The organism is Flexivirga sp. (assembly GCF_051955415.1).
Taxonomy (GTDB): Bacteria; Actinomycetota; Actinomycetes; order Actinomycetales; family Dermatophilaceae; genus Flexivirga.
On the sequence record NZ_JBQCGS010000102.1, the window covers coordinates 39,130 to 56,530 of the forward strand.

A 17,401-nucleotide genomic window follows, 5' to 3' on the forward strand; every position below is an offset into this window, starting at 1 on the left:
CCCGCGCTGCGCCGGACCCTCATCAACGCGTCGTGACTCGTTCACCCGGCGTTCACCACCGGGGTGGTAACCGGTCACCCGGCTTCCCTACCGTCACGCTTGACCGGCCGACGTGGCCGATCCATCCAGTTTCTTTGTGGGAAGGCAGTTCTCTTGAAGATCACGCGCATCGGCCAGTTTTCCGGCCTCGCAGTCGCAGCAGCCCTCGCGCTCACGGCCTGCGGCAGCGCCTCCAACTCCGACTCCAGCAGCTCGAACGCCCCGCAGGGCAATGCGGCGGGCGGCAGCGGGGCCGCGGTCGCCTCCAGCGACACCACCTGCTTCTCCGGCAGCCTCTCCGCGGAAGGATCCACCGCCCAGCAGAACGCCATCACCCAGGCGATCTCGAGCTACCAGAGCAAGTGCAACGGCGCGAAGATCACCTACAACGGCACCGGCTCGGGGGCGGGCATCACCAAGTTCATCGCCAAGCAGGTCGATTTCGCCGGCTCCGACTCGGCACTCAACCCCGACAAGGGTGAGCCGGCCAAGGCCGCCAAGGCGTGCAACTCAACCGCGCTGGACATCCCGATGGTGACCGGACCCATCGCCGTCTCCTACAACCTCAAGGGCGTCGGCAAGCTGAACCTCACCCCGCAGCTGATCGCCAAGATCTTCGCCGGCAAGATCACCACCTGGAACGACCCGGCCATCAAGGCAGCCAACAAGGGCGTGACCCTGCCCGCCACGAAGATCTCGGTGTTCTTCCGCTCTGACTCCTCCGGCACCACCGACAACTTCACCAACTACCTGAACACCGTCGACCCGGCGGACTGGCCGCACAAGCACGACAAGTCGTGGAAGGGCTCGGTCGGCCAGGGCAAGGCCAAGACCGCCGGCGTCGCCAGCGCCGTGAAGGCCACCGACGGCGGCATCGGGTATGTCGAGTGGGGTTACGCCATCCAGAACAAGCTGGACATGGCCACCGTGGACGGTGTCGCGCTGACTGCGGACTCCGCGGGCAAGGCGGTCGAAGCCGCCACGATCGTCGGCACCGGCAAGGACCTGTCGCTGAAGATCGACTACAAGACCAAGGCAGAGGGTGCCTACCCGATCATCCTGGTGACGTATGAGGTCGTCTGCTCCAAGTACGCCGACCCGACCACCGCCAAGAACGTCAAGTCGTTCCTGGGCTACATGGCCTCCCCGGAGTTCCAGCAGCAGCTGACCGGAGTCGGGGCGGCTCCGCTGCCGGCGCCGATCCGGTCCAAGGTCGTGGAGTCGATCGATTCGATCAGCTGAGCCTCGTGACAAGCTTGCGGGGGTGTCGGCGAACGGCGCCCCCGCCGGCGCGCGTCGACCTCCCCGCCATACCGCATCATCCCCGCGGCGCGCAGCGCGCCGCGACGTTCACGGAGACCGCATGACTGCATCGACCGGCGCCTCGCTCGCCGACGAGTTGCCCGACCCCGAGGGGCGTCCACCGCTGCGCGGTGACGGAGCAGGCACCGGCCGGCGCGGCGATCGGATCTTCGGCGGCGCCGCGACCGGCAGCGGCGTGCTGGTCATCGCCCTCGTGGTGCTGGTCGCGATCTTCCTGCTCTTCCAGGCGGTTCCGGCGATCGGCGAGGACAAGGTCAACTTCCTCACCACTCGTCAGTGGGAGGTCTCGGCGGCGAAGTTCGGCATCGTGCAGATGCTGTGGACGACTGTGGCCACCTCCGTCGTGGCGCTGGCCATCGCCGTGCCGTTCTCGGTCGCGATCGCCCTCTTCCTCACCCACTACGCCCCCCGGTGGCTGGCCGGGGCCGCTGCGGCGCTCATCGACCTGCTGGCCGCCGTGCCGTCCATCGTCTACGGCCTGTGGGGCTATTTCATCGTGGCCCCGAAGTACGAGCACCTGCAGAACTGGATCTCCGACACCTTCGGCTGGTTCCCGCTCTTCGGCAAAGTGCCCGGCATCGGCGGCGGTACGACGATCTTCCTGGCGGGCATCGTGCTGGCCATCATGGTCCTGCCGATCGTGACGGCGCTGACCCGCGAGGTGTTCGCCCAGGCTCCGGTCGCGCACCGGGAGGCCGCGCTGGCGCTGGGTGCCACCAAGTGGGAGATGATCCGCACGGCGGTGCTGCCGTTCGGCAAGACCGGCATCATCAGCGCCACCATGCTGGGGCTCGGCCGGGCGCTCGGCGAGACCGTCGCCGTCCTCTACATCCTCTCGTCGCTGCCCAACGGCACGAAGTGGACGTGGTCGCTGTTCAATGGCGGCGACACGTTCGCCTCCAAGATCGCGGGCGGTGCCGCGGAATTCACCCCGGGCATCGGCACCGGAGCGTATGTCGCCGCCGGCCTGGTGCTGTTCGTGCTGACCTTCGTGGTCAACGCGTTGGCGCGAGTGGTCATCGAGCGTAGGAGTGCATTCACCGAATGAGCATGGACACCAAGGAGATCGCCCGGTCCGAGGCGCCGCTCAGTGGCCTCGGGCCGAGCAAGTCCGGCCTCCGGGCCGTCAAGAACAACCTCGCCACGGTCGTCATCTGGGCTGCGTTCCTGGTCGCCCTCGTCCCGCTGGCCTGGATCCTGTGGACGGTGCTGTCGCGCGGGCTGAGCACCATGCTGGACGTCACGTGGTGGCAGAAGGACCAGTCGGGCGTCGGTGCACCAGGCTTCGACCACAACGTCCGCGGCGCACGTCATGCGATCATCGGCACGCTGCTGATCGCTCTCGGCACGTCGGTGATCGCCATACCGATCGCCGTCATGACCGCGATCTACCTGGTCGAGTACGGCAGGGGCGCGATCGCCCGGACGATCAGCTTCATGGTCGACATCCTGTCGGGTGTGCCGTCGATCGTGGCCGGTCTGTTCATCTACGCCATCTGGGTGACCTTCTTCGGGTGGCAGCTCAACGGTTTCTGCTCGTCGCTGGCGCTGGTGCTGCTGATGGTGCCGGTCGTCTGCCGCTCCACCGAGGAGATGCTCAAGCTGGTCCCGAACGAGCTGCGTGAGGCGTCATACGCACTGGGTGTGCCGAAGTGGAAGACGATCGTGCGTGTGGTGCTGCCGACGTCGTTCTCCGGGATCGTGACCGGCTCGCTGCTGGGCTTCGCGCGGGTCGCGGGCGAGACCGCGCCATTGCTGATCCTGGCGCAGTACTCGCAGTTCCTGAACCAGAACCTCTTCTCCGGCAACATCGCGGCGCTGCCGACACTGATCAACACCAACCTGCCGAACATGGCCGGCGACCAGGTGAGCGCCGACCGGGTCTGGGGTGCCGCCTGCACCTTGATCCTGCTCGTGCTGGTCATCAACGTGATCGGTCGGGTCATCGGCCACTTCACCAAGGTCAAGGGCTGAGCCGCTCCGCGGCCCCCGGAACAAGGAAAGTCACTTCATGGGCAAGCGCATCGACGTCAAGGACCTCAGCGTCTACTACGGCGACTTCAAGGCGGTCGAAGGCGTCACGATGACCGTCGAACCACGCTCGGTCACCGCCTTCATCGGACCGTCCGGCTGCGGGAAGTCCACCTTCTTGCGGACGCTGAACCGTATGCACGAGGTCACCCCGGGTGGCCGCGTCGAGGGCACGGTCATGCTCGACGACGAGGACCTGTATGCCGCCTCGGTCGACCCGGTCGCGGTCCGCCGCACGGTCGGCATGGTGTTCCAGCGGCCGAACCCCTTCCCCACCATGTCGATCCGCGACAACGTGATCGCCGGCCTGCGGCTCAACGGGGTGAAGAACAAGAAGCTGCTGGACCAGAAGGTCGAGGAGTCGCTGGTCGGGGCGAACCTGTGGAACGAGGTCAAGGACCGGCTGAACAAGCCCGGGGCCGGGTTGTCCGGCGGTCAGCAGCAGCGGCTGTGCATCGCCCGGGCGATCGCGGTGGAGCCGCAGGTGCTGCTGATGGATGAGCCGTGCTCGGCGCTCGACCCGATCTCCACGCTGGCCATCGAGGATCTGATGACGCAGTTGAAGGAGCAGTTCACCATCGTCATCGTCACGCACAACATGCAGCAGGCGGCGCGTGTGTCGGACCGGACGGCGTTCTTCAATCTCGAGGCCACCGGCAAGCCGGGCAACCTGATCGAGATGGACGACACGCAGCAGATCTTCAACAACCCGGCCAAGAAGGCCACCGAGGACTACATCTCCGGCCGTTTCGGGTGAGGTAGCCCGGCGCTCCGCTGACCGAGAGGAGTATCCCCTGACCGAGGGGAGTACGGATCCGACCTGGATCGGTACTCCCCTCGGTCGTTCGGTGCTCCTCTCGGTCGGTGACCGGGCTCCTTTCGCCCGATTCGGCTTGGTCCGGCATGAACTACCCCGTGGGGAAGGGCAAGGAGAGCCGTCGGCCGCTCTTTCGCGGCCGCAAGGGCAACACTCTGCAGGTCAGCGACTCGCACGGTCACCAGTCCACGACCGAGCTGGTGCCGCTGGAGGACGACCTCACCAAGGAGGACGGCAACTTCGCGTTCGGCTACTGCACGAGCTGCGACTGGACCGGCCGCGCCCGCCGGTCGCGGGACAAGGCCCGCCAGGAGGCCCGCGAGCACCGTGCAGCGTGTGCCGGCCAGGGCAAGGTCATGCTCGGCGCGACCGACCACCGCTGAGCCGTTTCGCCGAAGTGATCCCGCGGGGCATGGAACAACTGCGTCCCGGACGCCGTTAGGCTTCATGGTGCGCCGGACCGCGGCAGCCCCGGGTCCCAAAATTAGCCGCTACGAGCGGCCGTGCGCCGTGAGGCGCTCCCGGTCCGGCGCACCCACCTCAGTCGAGATCACCGCGTCGCCACGCCGCCGCGCAGCGCTCCAGGTCCTTGGCGGTGTCCAGCAGCGCCGCCGCGCTGCGAGTCGCCTCGCTGGCCGACCGCTCGTCATACCCGTCGTGCTCGTCGGCGCGATGCGCCCGCCCGACCGAGATGATCCGGCAGAACGCCGCGGCCCGCTCGAGCGCCACCGCCAGGTCGCCGTCGAAGACACCGGTGAGTATGGCGTCCACCAGCGCACGCAGGCCGTCCGGTGACGGCGGCTCCGCCGCACCGGCGATCACGTGCTGCACGTCCGCGCGGTGCCGGCCGAGTTCGTAGTCGGCGGCGGCGCCGACGGAGTCGCGACGCACCGACTCGTGGATGGCGTAGAGCCGCCACAGCGCACCCGGCAGGCTGACCGCCGGGCGTCCGGCCCACAGTTCGGCAACGGTCGCCATACCGAGCTCGTCGACCAGCCGCACCAGCCGCCCGGTCATCTCCGGATCGTCGGCAGCACGTCCCCTGCCGACCAGCACCGCGGCGGTCTCGTGCGCGATCTCGGAGACCTCCGCGGGATCGACGCCGCTGGAGCCCTGTGCGTCCAGCGCGCCGGGACTGAACATCGCCGGGCGCCTGGGTCTGCGCGGCTCGTCCCCGTCAGCCATGAAGAGTTCTCTCGGTCATCACCGTCCACCGTAAACGACGCGGGCGACGACGCCGGAAGGCTCAGTCCAACCTGTTCAGGCCCAAAACGACGATGACGGCCTGGCCGGCGGAGTCGCTGGCGGCGAGCGGGACCTCGGCGTCGATGCCCCAGTCACCATCACCGGCCGGATCGTGGATCACCTGTCGCACTTCCCACTTGTCCTTGCCGCGCTCGATGCGCAGGTATGCCGGTCCGCGCGCGTCGGCGTCGGTCAGCATCTCCTCGTGTTCGGCGAAGTATGCCGAAAGGTCGTCGTGCCAAGCGGATTCGTCCATCACGATCTCGGTCGGGGGCTCGGTCGACGCCGCGACGGCGCGTTCGAGTGCGGCGAGCCCGACGACCTCCCGGCGGGCCGCCAGCTCGACACGGTGGAACATGCCGCGCCGGATCTGTATGGCGAAGGCCTTCCCGGTGGTGATCGACCGGGGCGTGTGCACCAGCGCCGACGCACGCTCCTCGTGCAGCGCCGGATTGACCAGCTCCTCCCACTCGTCCAGGAGACTGGAGTCGGTCTGCCGGATCACCTCGCCGAGCCACTCGATGAGGTCGGACAGCTCGTCGGTCTTGGCGCTGTCGGGCACCGTCTGCCGCAACGTGCGATAGGCGTCGGTGAGGTAGCGCAGCACGATGCCCTCGGACCGGGCGATCTCGTAGTAGCGCACCAGATCGCCGAAGCTCCAGGCGTTCTCGTACATCTCACGCACCACGGACTTGGGCGACAACGCCTGCTCCCCCACCCACGGTTGAGCGGCCCGATAGGTCTCGAACGCCGCGTCCAGCAGCTCGGCGAGTGGCTGCGGCCAGGTCACGTCCTCCAGCAGCTCCATGCGCTCGTCGTACTCGATGCCGTCGGCCTTCATCTGCGCGACCGCCTCGCCGCGGGCCTTGCGCCGCTGGCCGAGCAGGATCGGCCGCGGATCCTCCAGGATCGACTCGATCACCGAGACCACGTCGAGCGCATGGGTGAGCTGGTCGGTGGCCGGGTCGTCGGCGTCGGGCAGGACGTCCAGCGCCGCGAGCGCGAAGGGCGCCAGCGGCTGGTTGAGCGCGAAACCCTCCTGCAGGTCGGTCACCAGCTGCACGCCCCGCCCGTCCGGCGACGGCTGCGGCAGTCGCTCGATGACTCCGGCCGTCAGCAGCTCCCTGGTGAGGGTGATCGCCCGCTTGGCCAGCCGCCGGCGCCGCCGCGGATCCTCGTGATTGTCACGCACCAGGTCACGCACCGCGGCATACGGATCGCCTTCCCGGGCAACGAGATTGAGCAGCATCGAATGCGTGATGCGCATCCGAGACTGCAGCGGCTCGGGGTCGGCGTGGACCAGCTTGTCGAAGGTCTCTTCGGTGTAGTTGACGAAGCCCTCCGGCGGCTTCTTGCGCTGCACCTTGCGCAGCTTCTTGGGGTCGTCGCCGGCCTTGGCGATCGCCCGGGCGTTCTCGATCTGATGTTCCGGTGCCTGGACCACCACCGTGCCGCTGGTGTCGAAACCGGCGCGGCCGGCCCGGCCGGCGATCTGGTGGAATTCGCGGGCCTTGAGCAGCCGTTGCCGGGTGCCGTCGAACTTGGTCAACCCGGTGAAGATGACGGTGCGGATCGGCACGTTGATGCCGACCCCGAGCGTGTCGGTGCCGCAGATGATCTTCAGCAGCCCGTCCTGCGCGAGAGTCTCCACCAGCCGCCGGTATTTGGGCAGCATGCCCGCGTGGTGCACACCGATCCCGTGGCGCACCAGGCGATTCAGCGTCTTACCGAAGCCCGCCGAGAAGCGGAAGCCGGCGATGATCTCGGCGATCCGGTCCTTCTCGACCTTGCTGAGCATGTTGATGCTCATCAGCGCCTGGGCCTGTTCGAGGGCCGCCGCCTGGGTGAAGTGCACGACATACGCCGGGGCCTCCTTGGCGTAGAGCAGTTCCTCGATCGTCTCGTGCAGCGGCGTCATCGCCCACTTGAAGGCCAGCGGCACCGGTCGCTCCGCCTGGGCGACGGTCGCGGTGGGGCGTCCGGTGCGCCTGGTCAGCTCCTCCTCGAAGATCGTCACATCGCCCAATGTCGCTGACATCAGGAGGAACTGGGCCTGTGGCAGCTCGAGCAGCGGCACTTGCCACGCCCAGCCTCGTTCGGGCTCGGAGTAGAAGTGGAATTCGTCCATGATGACCATGCCGACGTCGGCGGTGCGCCCCTCCCGCAGCGCGATGTTGGCCAGCACCTCGGCGGTGCAGCAGATGATCGGCGCGTCGGCATTGACCGAGGCGTCCCCGGTGAGCATGCCGACGTTGTCCGCGCCGAACGTCTCGCACAGCGCGAAGAACTTCTCCGACACCAGCGCCTTGATCGGCGCCGTGTAGAAGCTGACCCGGTCACCGGCCAGCGCGGCGAACTCCGCGGCTGTCGCCACCATCGACTTCCCGGAGCCGGTCGGCGTGGCCAGGATGACGTTGGCCCCGCCGAGCAGCTCGATGATCGCCTCCTCCTGGTGCGGATAGAGCGACAGGCCGCCCTCCCCCGCCCAGTCCACGAATCGTGCGTAGGTTTCGTCCGGGTCGTCGGCGTCGGGCAGGCGATCGTAGAGATTCATGGTCCGTCCATCCTCCCAGGTGGGCCGCCGGCGTCGGCCCGCCCGGCCCGCTCAGGGCGCGACAGTGGGCGTTGGACGGAAGCCGGCGCGCGTCCGGCCCAGCCACTCCAAAGCCATGGGCATGGCGCTGATCCAGACGCTCATCCGGTGCCCGACGCGGCGCCATACGACCGCGGTGACGGACATCGGCGGTCGTGCCATGGTCGCGAACTGCTCACTGCCCCGGCCTGACATCGGGTCCTGCAGCGCCACCTGCACCCAGGCAGCGATCGGCGGCGGATCGGTGCGCTCCAGGCGCAGCAGATCGTAGCCGGCCGGTGTCGTGTCGCCGAAGGGCTGCCATCGCCCGAAGGCGGGTTTGAAGTAACCGCCGAGCAGGACGGTGGCGCCGAACTGTTGTGGCCGGCGCATCGCGGTCAGCGCCGCGCAGTAGCCACCGGCGCTGAAGCCGAGCGTCGCCCACGAATCGCGGTCAGGACGCGCGCGCAGATGCCGGATCACCCACTGCGGGACGTCGCGGGTCAGCCAGCTGAGCATCGGCAGGCCGGGGCCGTCGACACATTCGGTGTCGAGCCCGTGCGGGGTGTATGGCGCCGCGACCACCATCGTCGGCGCCAGCTGATGCTCCTCGACCAGCCGGCTGATGATGCGGCCGATGCGCACCGGCCGGTGGAAATCGTCGGGCGTGCCGGGTATGCCGTGGAACGCCTCGACCACCGGGAAGGTACGGCCGGCCTGCGCCGGGTCGTTGTATGCCGCCGGCAGCCATACCTCCAGTGCGACGGGCCGTCCGGTCGGACCCGGCATGGACACCCGCAGGTATTGGCCACGATCGCGAGGTCGGTGACGCAGTCGTGACTCCCAGCGGGACCGGTGCCGGTGGTAGGCGTGCCGCGCGGCACGGTCGGCCCGGGCCGCCGCGGGCGCCGGCGCTGCCTGCACCGGGTCGGCGCCATACGTCCTGGAGGCGCTGTGCGGTGACGCGGTGCCGGCCAGGTCGTTGCGCAGGTCGGACCAGTCGGCGTACCAGCCGTTCTCGGCGTTGAGGGTCGCTGCGACGGCAACCAGCGCCAAGGTGGTGGCTGTCGCCTGCAGCACGACCCGGCCGGCCCAGGCCCGCCAGTGCCGTGCGGCCAGGCGCGGCCACAGCACCACCACACCGACGAATGCGGCAGCCGCCAGCAGCCACGTCACGATCACCGTGCCAGTGCCGTTCGGCGCCATTGCGTCATTCCCCCGAATGTGAGCAACCCCGATCGGCGCCCGCTGCGCCGATCCCCCGATGCCGTTGATTCTGCCCCGGCGCACCGACAGGCCGCACCCGGGCGCGTACCCGACGGACAGCACGCGGGCGGCCTCTGCGACTCACCGGCTCGGGTCGATGTGACGCTGGCCGTGCCGCGGACTACGCTGGCACGCGCACACACGCAGGGGCCTTTAGCTCAATTGGTAGAGCTGCGGACTTTTAATCCGTAGGTTGTGGGTTCGAGCCCCACAGGGCCCACCGGCACCGGACACACCTCCGGCGCCCCACCGCAGTGAGGCGCCGGCAGGCGGTGCGTCGGACGAGTCAGTTGTCGAACTTGTCCTTGACGTCCTCGAGCTTGTCCTTGCCCTCCGCCTTGGCCTGATCGACCTTGCCCTCCATCTTGGTGGAGTCGTCGTTGGTCGCGTCGCCGGCGGCTTCCTTACCCTTGCCGGTTGCTTCCTCGGCCTTGTTCGTGGCCTTGTCGAACAGTCCCATGTGGACCTCCCTGTGGTTGCGGTTGCGACGTCATACGGGGTTACCCCTGTTGCTGCGTCCTCACACGTCCGTGGTGCGAACACGGAATACGCGGACCGGTGCGACAGCTCCTCTCCGAGCACACTCAGACGACTTGGGGCGTGAAGAAGTTGACCAGGTTGCCGTCGGGGTCGCGGAAGAGCAGCGACTTGTTGCCCCAGGGCATCACCGTCGGCTCCTTGACGAAGGTGTCCAGCAACGACCGGAGTCGCAAGTAGGTCGCGTCGACGTCGTCGACACGGAAGTCCAGTACGACGGTGCGGTTGGCGCCGGCTTCGGCCACACCGTCGCCCAGCAGCGGGACCGTCTGCGTGCTGGAGATCGCCAGCACGCCCGTCTCGGTGCGTAGCTCGGCGAACAACGGGTGCAGCCGGGTGACCGTCAGCCCGGTGACCTCTTCGTAGAACGCGACGAGTGCGTCGACGTCGTCGGTGACGATACGGGTGGCTGCCAACTGCATGCGTGGTCTCCTCTGTCGTGGTGCTGCTCGGCGTTGACGAGCAGGACTGCGACGCTAGGCGTGCTTCCGGTCAGGTCGTGTCCGCTGCACGAACGCAATCGATTTGTGACCTCACCGGGCCAACCGTGCCCGCTTCCCAGGAGTCCTCCCGACATGAACACTCGGGGATACACCATCGCAACCGCCCTCACCGCCGTCTGCATCGCCGGCGCCGTCACCGCCTGGGGTCCTTCGGCCCTGGCCAGCACGCGCAGCGCCACCGGCATCGCGCATCTCGCGTCGCCGCCGGTGCTGGGCACCGCCCATCACTTCACCCGCGGACTGGGTGCCAGCCGTCCGAAAGTCGTTGATTTCGGCGGCGATCCGACCAGCTACATCACCACGGTGCACTGGACGTCGTGGGGCGGCAAGGTCGCGAAGGGCACCGCCACCGCGTGCCGGCCGCCGGCGAACGGCCCCATCGCCGAATGCCGCCCGACGACCGCGGCGGTCCGGGCGTTCCGGTTGGGCCACTGCTCCCAGCACGGCCCTGCGGCATACACCAGGGTCGAGTGGTGGTTCCCGATCGACGGGAAGTTCGACCCGCAGTCCAACTCCGTCTTCAACGCCTGCACCGGCGGGGTGCGGTAACCCGCCGGATGCCGGGCCCGGGTCAGCCCCGCGGGCGGATCATCCGGCCCGGCAGCCGGGTGGCGCCGGCGACGACGGCCACGAACGCCGCCGCCGCGACCGCCACGCACAGACTCATCACCGCGACGTAGCCGTAGCCGTGCGGACCCGGGTCCAGGAACGGATACGGGTACCAGTCGACCGCCGGACCACGCAGCAACGTGTAGGCCAGGTAGATCAACGGATAGGCCAACCACACCACCGCCGTCCGGAACTCGATGACCCGCTCCGGCAGATCGAGCAGCCAGTCGACGACCATCGCGACCGGCACGACGTAGTGCAGCACCACGTTCGCCCACGGCAACGGCGTGTTGACGTCGATATTGCTGAGCAACAGCGCATAGACGACGCCGGTGATCGAGATGTACACCGTCGCCGCCCCACGCACCAGGTCCAACCGACGACCGACCGGCCGCCGCAGTTGTATGACGCCCGACACCGCCAGCACCACCGCGACGATGATGTTGGACTGGATCGTGAAGTAGCTGAAGAAATTCCCGACGGTCGCACGCTGGTCCTCGCGGGTGAGCGCCTCGGCCAGTTGAACCACGACGGTGAAAGCGATCAGTGCGGCAACCGCCAACCGGAGGGCGGCATGGCCGCGCACCAGCGCCGGCGCGCCGTTGACACGCTCGGCCGGGTCGTGCACCAGCTCCTGTGCTGTCACACCATTCACCGTAGAGGCCGGCACGGGCCGTGGCGAGTGTGACGCGAGCGAAATTGCGTTGCATCGGCACGACGCCCCTGATCGGCTGCGCGTCGACCCGGACCACCCGCGGGAGCTGCGCCTGCGTCCTATCACCCGGGTGGTGCGGGAGTATGGCGTCATGCCGCTCGCCAACCACCGCACCCGCCTCGTGCCCGACCGCGTCAAGCGCCTCATGCAGGACATCGATCAGATCGACGTGTCGATCTTCGAGGGCATCGCCGCAACGCGCAGTCCCGCACTGGACAAGGCGTTGCCGAGGCTCACCGACGTCGCCGACCATTCGGTGCTGTGGCTCGGCGTCGCCGGCGCGCTCGGCCTGAGCCGTGATCGGCGCGCCAAGCGGGCCGCGGTCCGCGGCGTCGTCTCCATCGCGGCGACCAGCCTGATCGCGAATCAGCTCGCCAAGCGGACCAATCGCCGGGCGCGCCCGTCGTTGGCGTCGGTGCCGCTCGTGCGCCTGTCGCGCAAGCTGCCGTCCTCGGCCAGTTTCCCCAGCGGACACGCCGCGAGCGCGGCCGCATTCGCCACCGCCGTCGGCCTGGAGTTGCCGGTGCTGTCCTTGCCGTTGCGAGCACTGGCCGGCCTGGTCGGGCTCTCCCGGATCTCCACCGGTGCGCACTACCCGTCCGACGTGGCGGCCGGCTGGCTGCTCGGCACGACTGTCGCGCAGGTCGGCGCACGGCTGGTGCCACCGGCCGAGCCGCCCTCCGCCGTACAACGCCCCGATCTCCTGCAGCTCACCGAGCGACCGACCGGCGACGGTGTCGTGCTGGTCGTCAATCCGGCGTCGCACAGCGGCGAGGGTGAGCGCGTGCTGGACAAGGTCCGCGAGGAACTTCCCGATCTCGAGGTCGTGAAACTCACCGAGGACAGCGACATCGATCGGGTGATGCGCGAATCCGCCGCGCGCGCAGCGGTTCTCGGGGTCGCCGGTGGCGACGGCACGGTGCGCGCAGCGGCGCAGGCGGCCCGGCAGGAGCAGGTCCCGCTGGCCGTCTTCCCGGCCGGCACATTCAACCACTTCGCGAAGGACGCCTGGTCCTACCCGCTGCGTGACGCGATCACGGCGGTCAAGCGCGGCACCGCGGCGAAGGTCGATCTCGCCTACCTGAACGACCGGCTCTTCCTGAACACCGCGAGCATCGGTGTCTACACCGATTTCGTCGCCATCCGGGAACGCAACGAGCAGCGCATCGGCAAACCGCTGGCGGCACTGTATGCCGGACTGCGCACGTTGGTGCGCTCCCGGCCGATCACGGTGCGCGTCGACGACCGCACCGTCCGCGTCGACCTGCTCTTCCTCGGCAACAGCGAATACGAGCCGCACGGCTTCGCGCCCAGTTTCCGGGAACGCCTCGACGACGGACTGATCGATCTGCGGATGCTCGACGCGTCCAGTCTGGGAGCGACCCTCACCATCCTCGTGTCCCTGCTCACCGGGCAGTTGGGCCGGCACAAGCGCTACCACGAGATTCATGCACCGTCGTTGCAGATCGAGATCGTGCGCGGCGGACCGGTGCGTATCGCGCGGGACGGCGAACTCGGCGAGGAGGCCGATGTGCTCGATCTGCGGGTGGACCGTCGTGCCCTCACGGTCTACCGCCACGACGGTGCGTTCTGACCCGGCCGGGCGGCGTTGAGCCGCGGCCCGTGTGCGCCTGACCGTCAGTGCGGGTCGAGCGCGAACGCGATGTCACCCCTCTGCGCCAGCTGCGTGTCGTTGGTGGTGATCAGCACGGACGCGCCGGCCGCAGCCACGCGGTGCAGCTCGGCCAGCACGAGCACCCGGTTCTCGGCGTCCAACGCCGACGTCGGCTCGTCGGCCAGGACGACCGACGGCTCATCCGCGAGGGCCCGTGCCACGGCGACCCGTTGACGCTGGCCGCCGGAGATCTCGTCGATCAGGTGGTCGCCGATCGCCCCGACCCCGAGGCGTTGCAACGCCTCGGCCGCACGCTGAGCGGCCGCTGAGTGGTCCATCCCGCGAGCGATGAGCGGCAGCACGATGTTCTCGACGACGGTCAGCGACTCGGACAGGTCGTAGTCCTGGGTGATCACCGCGCACCCGTCGGCCGGCTCGACCACGACCGTTCCGGACACCGGCCGCAGGACGCCGCGGCATACATCGACCAACGCCGACTTCCCGCTACCGGCGTGCCCGGTCACGACAACCACTTCACCATCACCGACCAGCAGCTCCAGGTCGTCGAAAATGACCGTCCCGTCCGCTGTTTCGGCGGTCACCCGCTCCACATGGATCATCTGTGGTCGTCACCTCCCGCACGTCGTACGACGAATGTGTCGGCGTCCTCCCCGGGGCGGACGGTCACCTGCGTGCCGGCCGGGAACTGCCCGAGGACGTCGTCCGGCAGCGGCAGGCTGCCGTCCTCCCGGATCGACACCAGGGTGTTGCCGGCCCGCGCGTCCATGCGGATCCGCCCGTCCCGGATGGTGATGATCCGCGCGTCCAACGCGGTAGCGACATCGAGATCGTGCGTGACCGCGATGACCGTGGTGCCGAGTTCACGGTTGGCGCGCAGGATCGCGTCGGTGACCGCGCGCACCTCGGCGCCGGCCAGGCTGCTGGTGGGTTCGTCGGCGAGCAGCACCGACGGGTTGGTCGCGAGCGTCGCGGCGATCGCGGTCAGCTGGCGTGCGGCGCCCGAGATCGCCCGCACCGGTTGAGGTCTCAGGTCCGGCGCGATGTCGACGATGTCCAGGATGCCGTCGATGTCGATGCCGGCCCGCACCGACTTCGGCCAGCCGAGCTCGACGTTCTGCCGGACGGACAGATAGGGCAACAGGTTGCGGGTCACGTCCTGCAGCAGGACGGCGAAGTCGCTGCCACGCGCCCGGTCGAGGACGGCGGCGTTCTTGGCGCTCAACTCGTGCCCGGCCAGCCGCACTCGCCCGGCACTCGGTGACATCAGGCCGGCGAGCACGTTGAGCAGGGTCGACTTGCCGGCGCCGGAAGGCCCGACGAGTGCGACGATCTCGCCCCGCTGCACAGTCAGGATGACGCCGGAGAGGGCGGCGACGTCCTGTCCCTCGATGCTGTAGATCTGCACCAGGCCCTCGACGGTGACGATCGGTGGTGTGTCCCCGGGCGTCATCCCAGTCATCCCAGTCGTCCCCTCTCCGCGGCCTCCGCCGATCGGGCCAGGCGGCTGCCGAAGGCCGCGCCGACGACGACCAACAGCACGACGAGCGCGGCTGCCGCGGCCGCGCCGAACGGCCATTGGAAACCCGTTCTGGTGACGGGCTGTTCGGGCGGCGTCGACCACCACAGCATGGTCGGTCCGGTCAGCCGGGAGGCGAGGGGTGCCGTCGCCGCTCCGATCAGGCCACCGGTGAGGGTCAGCATGACGAACTCCCCCACCGTTGCCCGGCGCAGCACGGCACGTGGCACTCCGCCGGTCCGCAACGCCCGCAGGTCCCGGCGACGGTCGGTCCGCGAGGCCACCGCCACGAGCACCACGCTGGTCAGCGCCGCGAGGACCGCGAGCACCGACACCACGATGCTCAGGTTCATCGCCCAAGCGGTCGCGGTGGCGTCATACCCGGCACGCACCTGTTCGGTGGTCTGCACCTGGATCGAGGCGAAGCCCGCCTTCCGCACCGCCGCCTCGAGCTGCGCCAGACGGTGTGGGTCCTGTGTCGCGGCGAAGACCTGGAAGGAGACGTTGTCCTGCCGGTCGCCGGCCGCCAGCATCGTCTTGAGGTCGACGACGATCGTGCGCGCGCCGACACCCGGGATGTATGGCGCCGCGCCCACCACGGTGAAGTCTCCGTCCACGTCGGCCATGGTGGGAGCGGAAACCGTTGCACCGACGGTGGTCTCGGTGGTCCAGGTGGCGATCAGTGCTGCCGGTCGGCCGTCCGCTGTGCCGGTGCCCAGCGCGGACCACGGCACCTGTTGCTGCAGTCCGGTGCGGCTGCCGACGTGCTGCATGGCGGACGGGATGACCCCGAGGATCGCGTTGCTCATCGGTGTCGAGGCGTTGATCATCACCGCGGGCGCGAACTCGCGGTGCTGCGGGTCGAGGGACGTGACCGCGTCGATCAGGTCCTGCCCGCTCGCGCTGCCGGGCCCGGTGCTCACGTGCACCAGCGACGTCGCCCCCAGATCGGCGGCAGTGCGGGCGGCCCGGTTGTCGGCGCCCCGCACGAAGACGCTCACGCTCAGCGTCAGCAGCGCCGAGGTGATGATCAGCGTCGTCACCGCCGTCACCACACCGGCGCGGCGGCCCAGTTGCGCGACCGCCAGTGCCGCAGCGGAGCGTCGCCGCGTCAACAGGCGGCGCACGAGCCAGGTCGCGGCCGGCGCCAGCAGTGCACCGACCACGATCGCGACGAGCCCCGCCAGCAGGACCGGCGTGATCTGCACCGGCGCACCGGTGAGACTGTGCGTCGCGGTGAGCACGACACCCACCAGGCACACCGCACCGAGCACGGCGGCCGGCGTCGAGAGGCGAACCCCACGACGGCGCGGTGGCCGAGCCCGCAACAACGCACTGATCGACGCGCGTGCGGTCAGCCACCAGCACACCAGCCACACGGCGCCGATCAGCACCGCCATACCTGCAGCCACCAGCAGCGAGGACCAACTCCACCGGGCAGCAACGCTTCCCGGCAGCCACCAGTGCCGCACGAAGCCGTCGACGACATACGCCAGTCCGAGACCGCCCACGGCTCCGGCGACCGCGGCCGGGAGGAACTCGGCTGCTCCCAACCGGACCACGCCGGCTGTCCCGTTGCCGCGCATCTTCAGCACAGCTGCCTCCCCGCGACGCACCGTCGCGAAGAAGCTGGTCACCTGCACCAGCAGGATCAGCAGGACGACCCCGAGTTGCACGAGCAGGAAGGGCAGGATCCGGCGCACCTGCTGCACGTCCTGCCGGGTCGCGTCATAGACCTGGTTGAGACTCTCGAAGACGTTGACGTCGCCGCGCTTCTCCATCGCCCGTGCACCGGCGGCCGCGCTCGCGAGCGATGCGGGCGTCAGTCGGGACGCGAGCACCGGGTAGCTCACGGACGCCGTGACGGGGACGGATTGTTCGACCGTCCGGGGCGTCGCCAGGAGCGTCGCGACGGAGTCCTTGGAGTCAGGGCTGAAACGCGCGATGTCCACACCGCGCCAGAACCGGTCTGCCCGCGGCAGCGTGTAGACCCCGACGATGCGTAGCCTGGTCGGCGCCTGCGTGGGCCCGAGAGTCACCACCGAGCCGAGGTGCAGGCCGGTCAACGCGCGGTGGAAGGTCGGTTGCGACATCAACACCTCGCCCTCGGCGGTCGGGCACCGTCCCTGCACCAGCGCGACGTGGCGGCACTGCCCCACGGTGGATTGCACGGTGATCGGCAGCAGCGTCTCGTGCCAGAACTCGTTGCCGTATGTCGACACGACCGGCGATCCGACGACCGGTCGCACCCGTGGATCGAGCAGCTTCTCCAGGCGTGGGATGGACGTCAGCTCGGCGGCCGTCTGCGGCGACTGCGTGCTCAGCGAGTTGGCCGTGATGAGCACCTGACCGCCCAGGTCACCCTCGGCGCGGGCGTGGAAGCTGACCACCGCATGGCTGAACGACCGGGTCAGCAGCGGGTCGACGGCAGCGGTGCCGACCAGCAGGCACACCGTGAGTGCGAAGAGCACCGTCTGCCCGAAACGGTGCCGGCGGGCGATCGCGGCCAGCCGATTCATGCCGTTGGACCCATCGGATCGCCTCGCCCCCCACTTGCAGATGTCCGCTCGAGCGGCTCCCCCCACCTGTCCG

At 69.1% G+C, this 17,401-nt stretch carries 16 protein-coding genes and 1 tRNA gene; 8 read left to right on the forward strand and 9 right to left on the reverse strand.

Translation table 11 applies throughout. From position 1 onward, the window contains the following. Positions 1 to 153: 153 nt before the first annotated feature. From pstS to ACTHL4_RS16310, 5 genes are all read left to right on the forward strand, one after another. Positions 154 to 1,281, forward strand: coding sequence for a phosphate ABC transporter substrate-binding protein PstS (gene pstS / locus ACTHL4_RS16290; RefSeq protein WP_440283813.1), 1,128 nt, complete (start codon positions 154 to 156; stop codon positions 1,279 to 1,281). A 121-nt stretch (positions 1,282 to 1,402) separates the two neighbouring features. Then, positions 1,403 to 2,410 (forward strand): phosphate ABC transporter permease subunit PstC, encoded by a 1,008-nt coding sequence (gene pstC, locus ACTHL4_RS16295; protein ID WP_440283814.1) that lies wholly within the window; start codon positions 1,403 to 1,405, stop codon positions 2,408 to 2,410. After that, on the forward strand, positions 2,407 to 3,336 hold the full coding sequence (gene pstA / locus ACTHL4_RS16300) for a phosphate ABC transporter permease PstA (protein WP_440283815.1): 930 nt from the start codon (positions 2,407 to 2,409) through the stop codon (positions 3,334 to 3,336). Before pstC ends, pstA begins: the two co-directional genes overlap by 4 nt. Before the next feature lie 37 nt (positions 3,337 to 3,373). Next, positions 3,374 to 4,150 carry a phosphate ABC transporter ATP-binding protein PstB gene (gene pstB / locus ACTHL4_RS16305; protein ID WP_440283816.1) on the forward strand — a complete coding sequence of 259 codons (777 nt, stop codon included), beginning with the start codon at positions 3,374 to 3,376 and terminating at the stop codon, positions 4,148 to 4,150. Between the two features lie 146 nt (positions 4,151 to 4,296). Next, positions 4,297 to 4,593, forward strand: a complete 297-nt coding sequence (locus ACTHL4_RS16310; RefSeq protein ID WP_440283817.1) for a hypothetical protein — start codon at positions 4,297 to 4,299, stop codon at positions 4,591 to 4,593. A gap of 157 nt (positions 4,594 to 4,750) precedes the next feature. Here ACTHL4_RS16310 and ACTHL4_RS16315 read toward each other — a convergent pair whose 3' ends face one another. From ACTHL4_RS16315 to ACTHL4_RS16325, 3 genes are all read right to left on the reverse strand, one after another. Next, positions 4,751 to 5,395 (reverse strand): hypothetical protein, encoded by a 645-nt coding sequence (locus ACTHL4_RS16315; RefSeq protein WP_440283818.1) that lies wholly within the window; start codon positions 5,393 to 5,395, stop codon positions 4,751 to 4,753. 61 nt (positions 5,396 to 5,456) lie between these two features. Further along, on the reverse strand, positions 5,457 to 8,009 hold the full coding sequence (locus tag ACTHL4_RS16320; RefSeq protein WP_440283819.1) for a DEAD/DEAH box helicase: 2,553 nt from the start codon (positions 8,007 to 8,009) through the stop codon (positions 5,457 to 5,459). A gap of 51 nt (positions 8,010 to 8,060) precedes the next feature. Further along, the gene (locus tag ACTHL4_RS16325; protein ID WP_440283820.1) at positions 8,061 to 9,233 is read right to left on the reverse strand and encodes an alpha/beta hydrolase; all 1,173 of its coding nucleotides are present in this window, start codon (positions 9,231 to 9,233) and stop codon (positions 8,061 to 8,063) included. A 207-nt stretch (positions 9,234 to 9,440) separates the two neighbouring features. Here ACTHL4_RS16325 and ACTHL4_RS16330 point away from each other — a divergent pair. Beyond that, positions 9,441 to 9,513: transfer RNA gene (locus ACTHL4_RS16330), tRNA-Lys, on the forward strand. A gap of 66 nt (positions 9,514 to 9,579) precedes the next feature. Here the strand turns inward: ACTHL4_RS16330 and ACTHL4_RS16335 are convergent. Both ACTHL4_RS16335 and ACTHL4_RS16340 read right to left on the reverse strand, forming a co-directional pair. After that, the gene (locus ACTHL4_RS16335) at positions 9,580 to 9,753 is read right to left on the reverse strand and encodes a CsbD family protein (protein ID WP_440283821.1); all 174 of its coding nucleotides are present in this window, start codon (positions 9,751 to 9,753) and stop codon (positions 9,580 to 9,582) included. A gap of 124 nt (positions 9,754 to 9,877) precedes the next feature. Continuing rightward, positions 9,878 to 10,252 (reverse strand): VOC family protein, encoded by a 375-nt coding sequence (locus tag ACTHL4_RS16340; RefSeq protein ID WP_440283822.1) that lies wholly within the window; start codon positions 10,250 to 10,252, stop codon positions 9,878 to 9,880. A gap of 153 nt (positions 10,253 to 10,405) precedes the next feature. Between ACTHL4_RS16340 and ACTHL4_RS16345 the strand changes: the two genes are divergently transcribed. Further along, a complete protein-coding gene (locus ACTHL4_RS16345) occupies positions 10,406 to 10,882 on the forward strand; it encodes a hypothetical protein (protein WP_440283823.1) in 477 nt (158 codons plus the stop codon). 22 nt (positions 10,883 to 10,904) lie between these two features. On the opposite strand, the gene ACTHL4_RS16350 is transcribed toward ACTHL4_RS16345, so the two are convergent. Then, positions 10,905 to 11,588 carry a Pr6Pr family membrane protein gene (locus tag ACTHL4_RS16350; RefSeq protein ID WP_440283824.1) on the reverse strand — a complete coding sequence of 228 codons (684 nt, stop codon included), beginning with the start codon at positions 11,586 to 11,588 and terminating at the stop codon, positions 10,905 to 10,907. A 58-nt stretch (positions 11,589 to 11,646) separates the two neighbouring features. On the opposite strand from ACTHL4_RS16350, the gene ACTHL4_RS16355 reads away from it, so the two are divergent. Then, on the forward strand, positions 11,647 to 13,251 hold the full coding sequence (locus tag ACTHL4_RS16355; RefSeq protein WP_440283825.1) for a diacylglycerol kinase family protein: 1,605 nt from the start codon (positions 11,647 to 11,649) through the stop codon (positions 13,249 to 13,251). Between the two features lie 44 nt (positions 13,252 to 13,295). On the opposite strand, the gene ACTHL4_RS16360 is transcribed toward ACTHL4_RS16355, so the two are convergent. From ACTHL4_RS16360 to ACTHL4_RS16370, 3 genes are read right to left on the reverse strand one after another with little or no spacing between them, the layout of a single operon-like run. Then, entirely contained in the window at positions 13,296 to 13,892 is a 597-nt protein-coding gene (locus ACTHL4_RS16360; RefSeq protein ID WP_440283826.1) for an ATP-binding cassette domain-containing protein, read from the reverse strand. Next, the gene (locus ACTHL4_RS16365) at positions 13,889 to 14,743 is read right to left on the reverse strand and encodes an ABC transporter ATP-binding protein (RefSeq protein WP_440283827.1); all 855 of its coding nucleotides are present in this window, start codon (positions 14,741 to 14,743) and stop codon (positions 13,889 to 13,891) included. Before ACTHL4_RS16365 ends, ACTHL4_RS16360 begins: the two co-directional genes overlap by 4 nt. A gap of 5 nt (positions 14,744 to 14,748) precedes the next feature. Then, positions 14,749 to 17,328 carry an FtsX-like permease family protein gene (locus tag ACTHL4_RS16370; RefSeq protein ID WP_440283828.1) on the reverse strand — a complete coding sequence of 860 codons (2,580 nt, stop codon included), beginning with the start codon at positions 17,326 to 17,328 and terminating at the stop codon, positions 14,749 to 14,751. Positions 17,329 to 17,401: the final 73 nt, after the last annotated feature.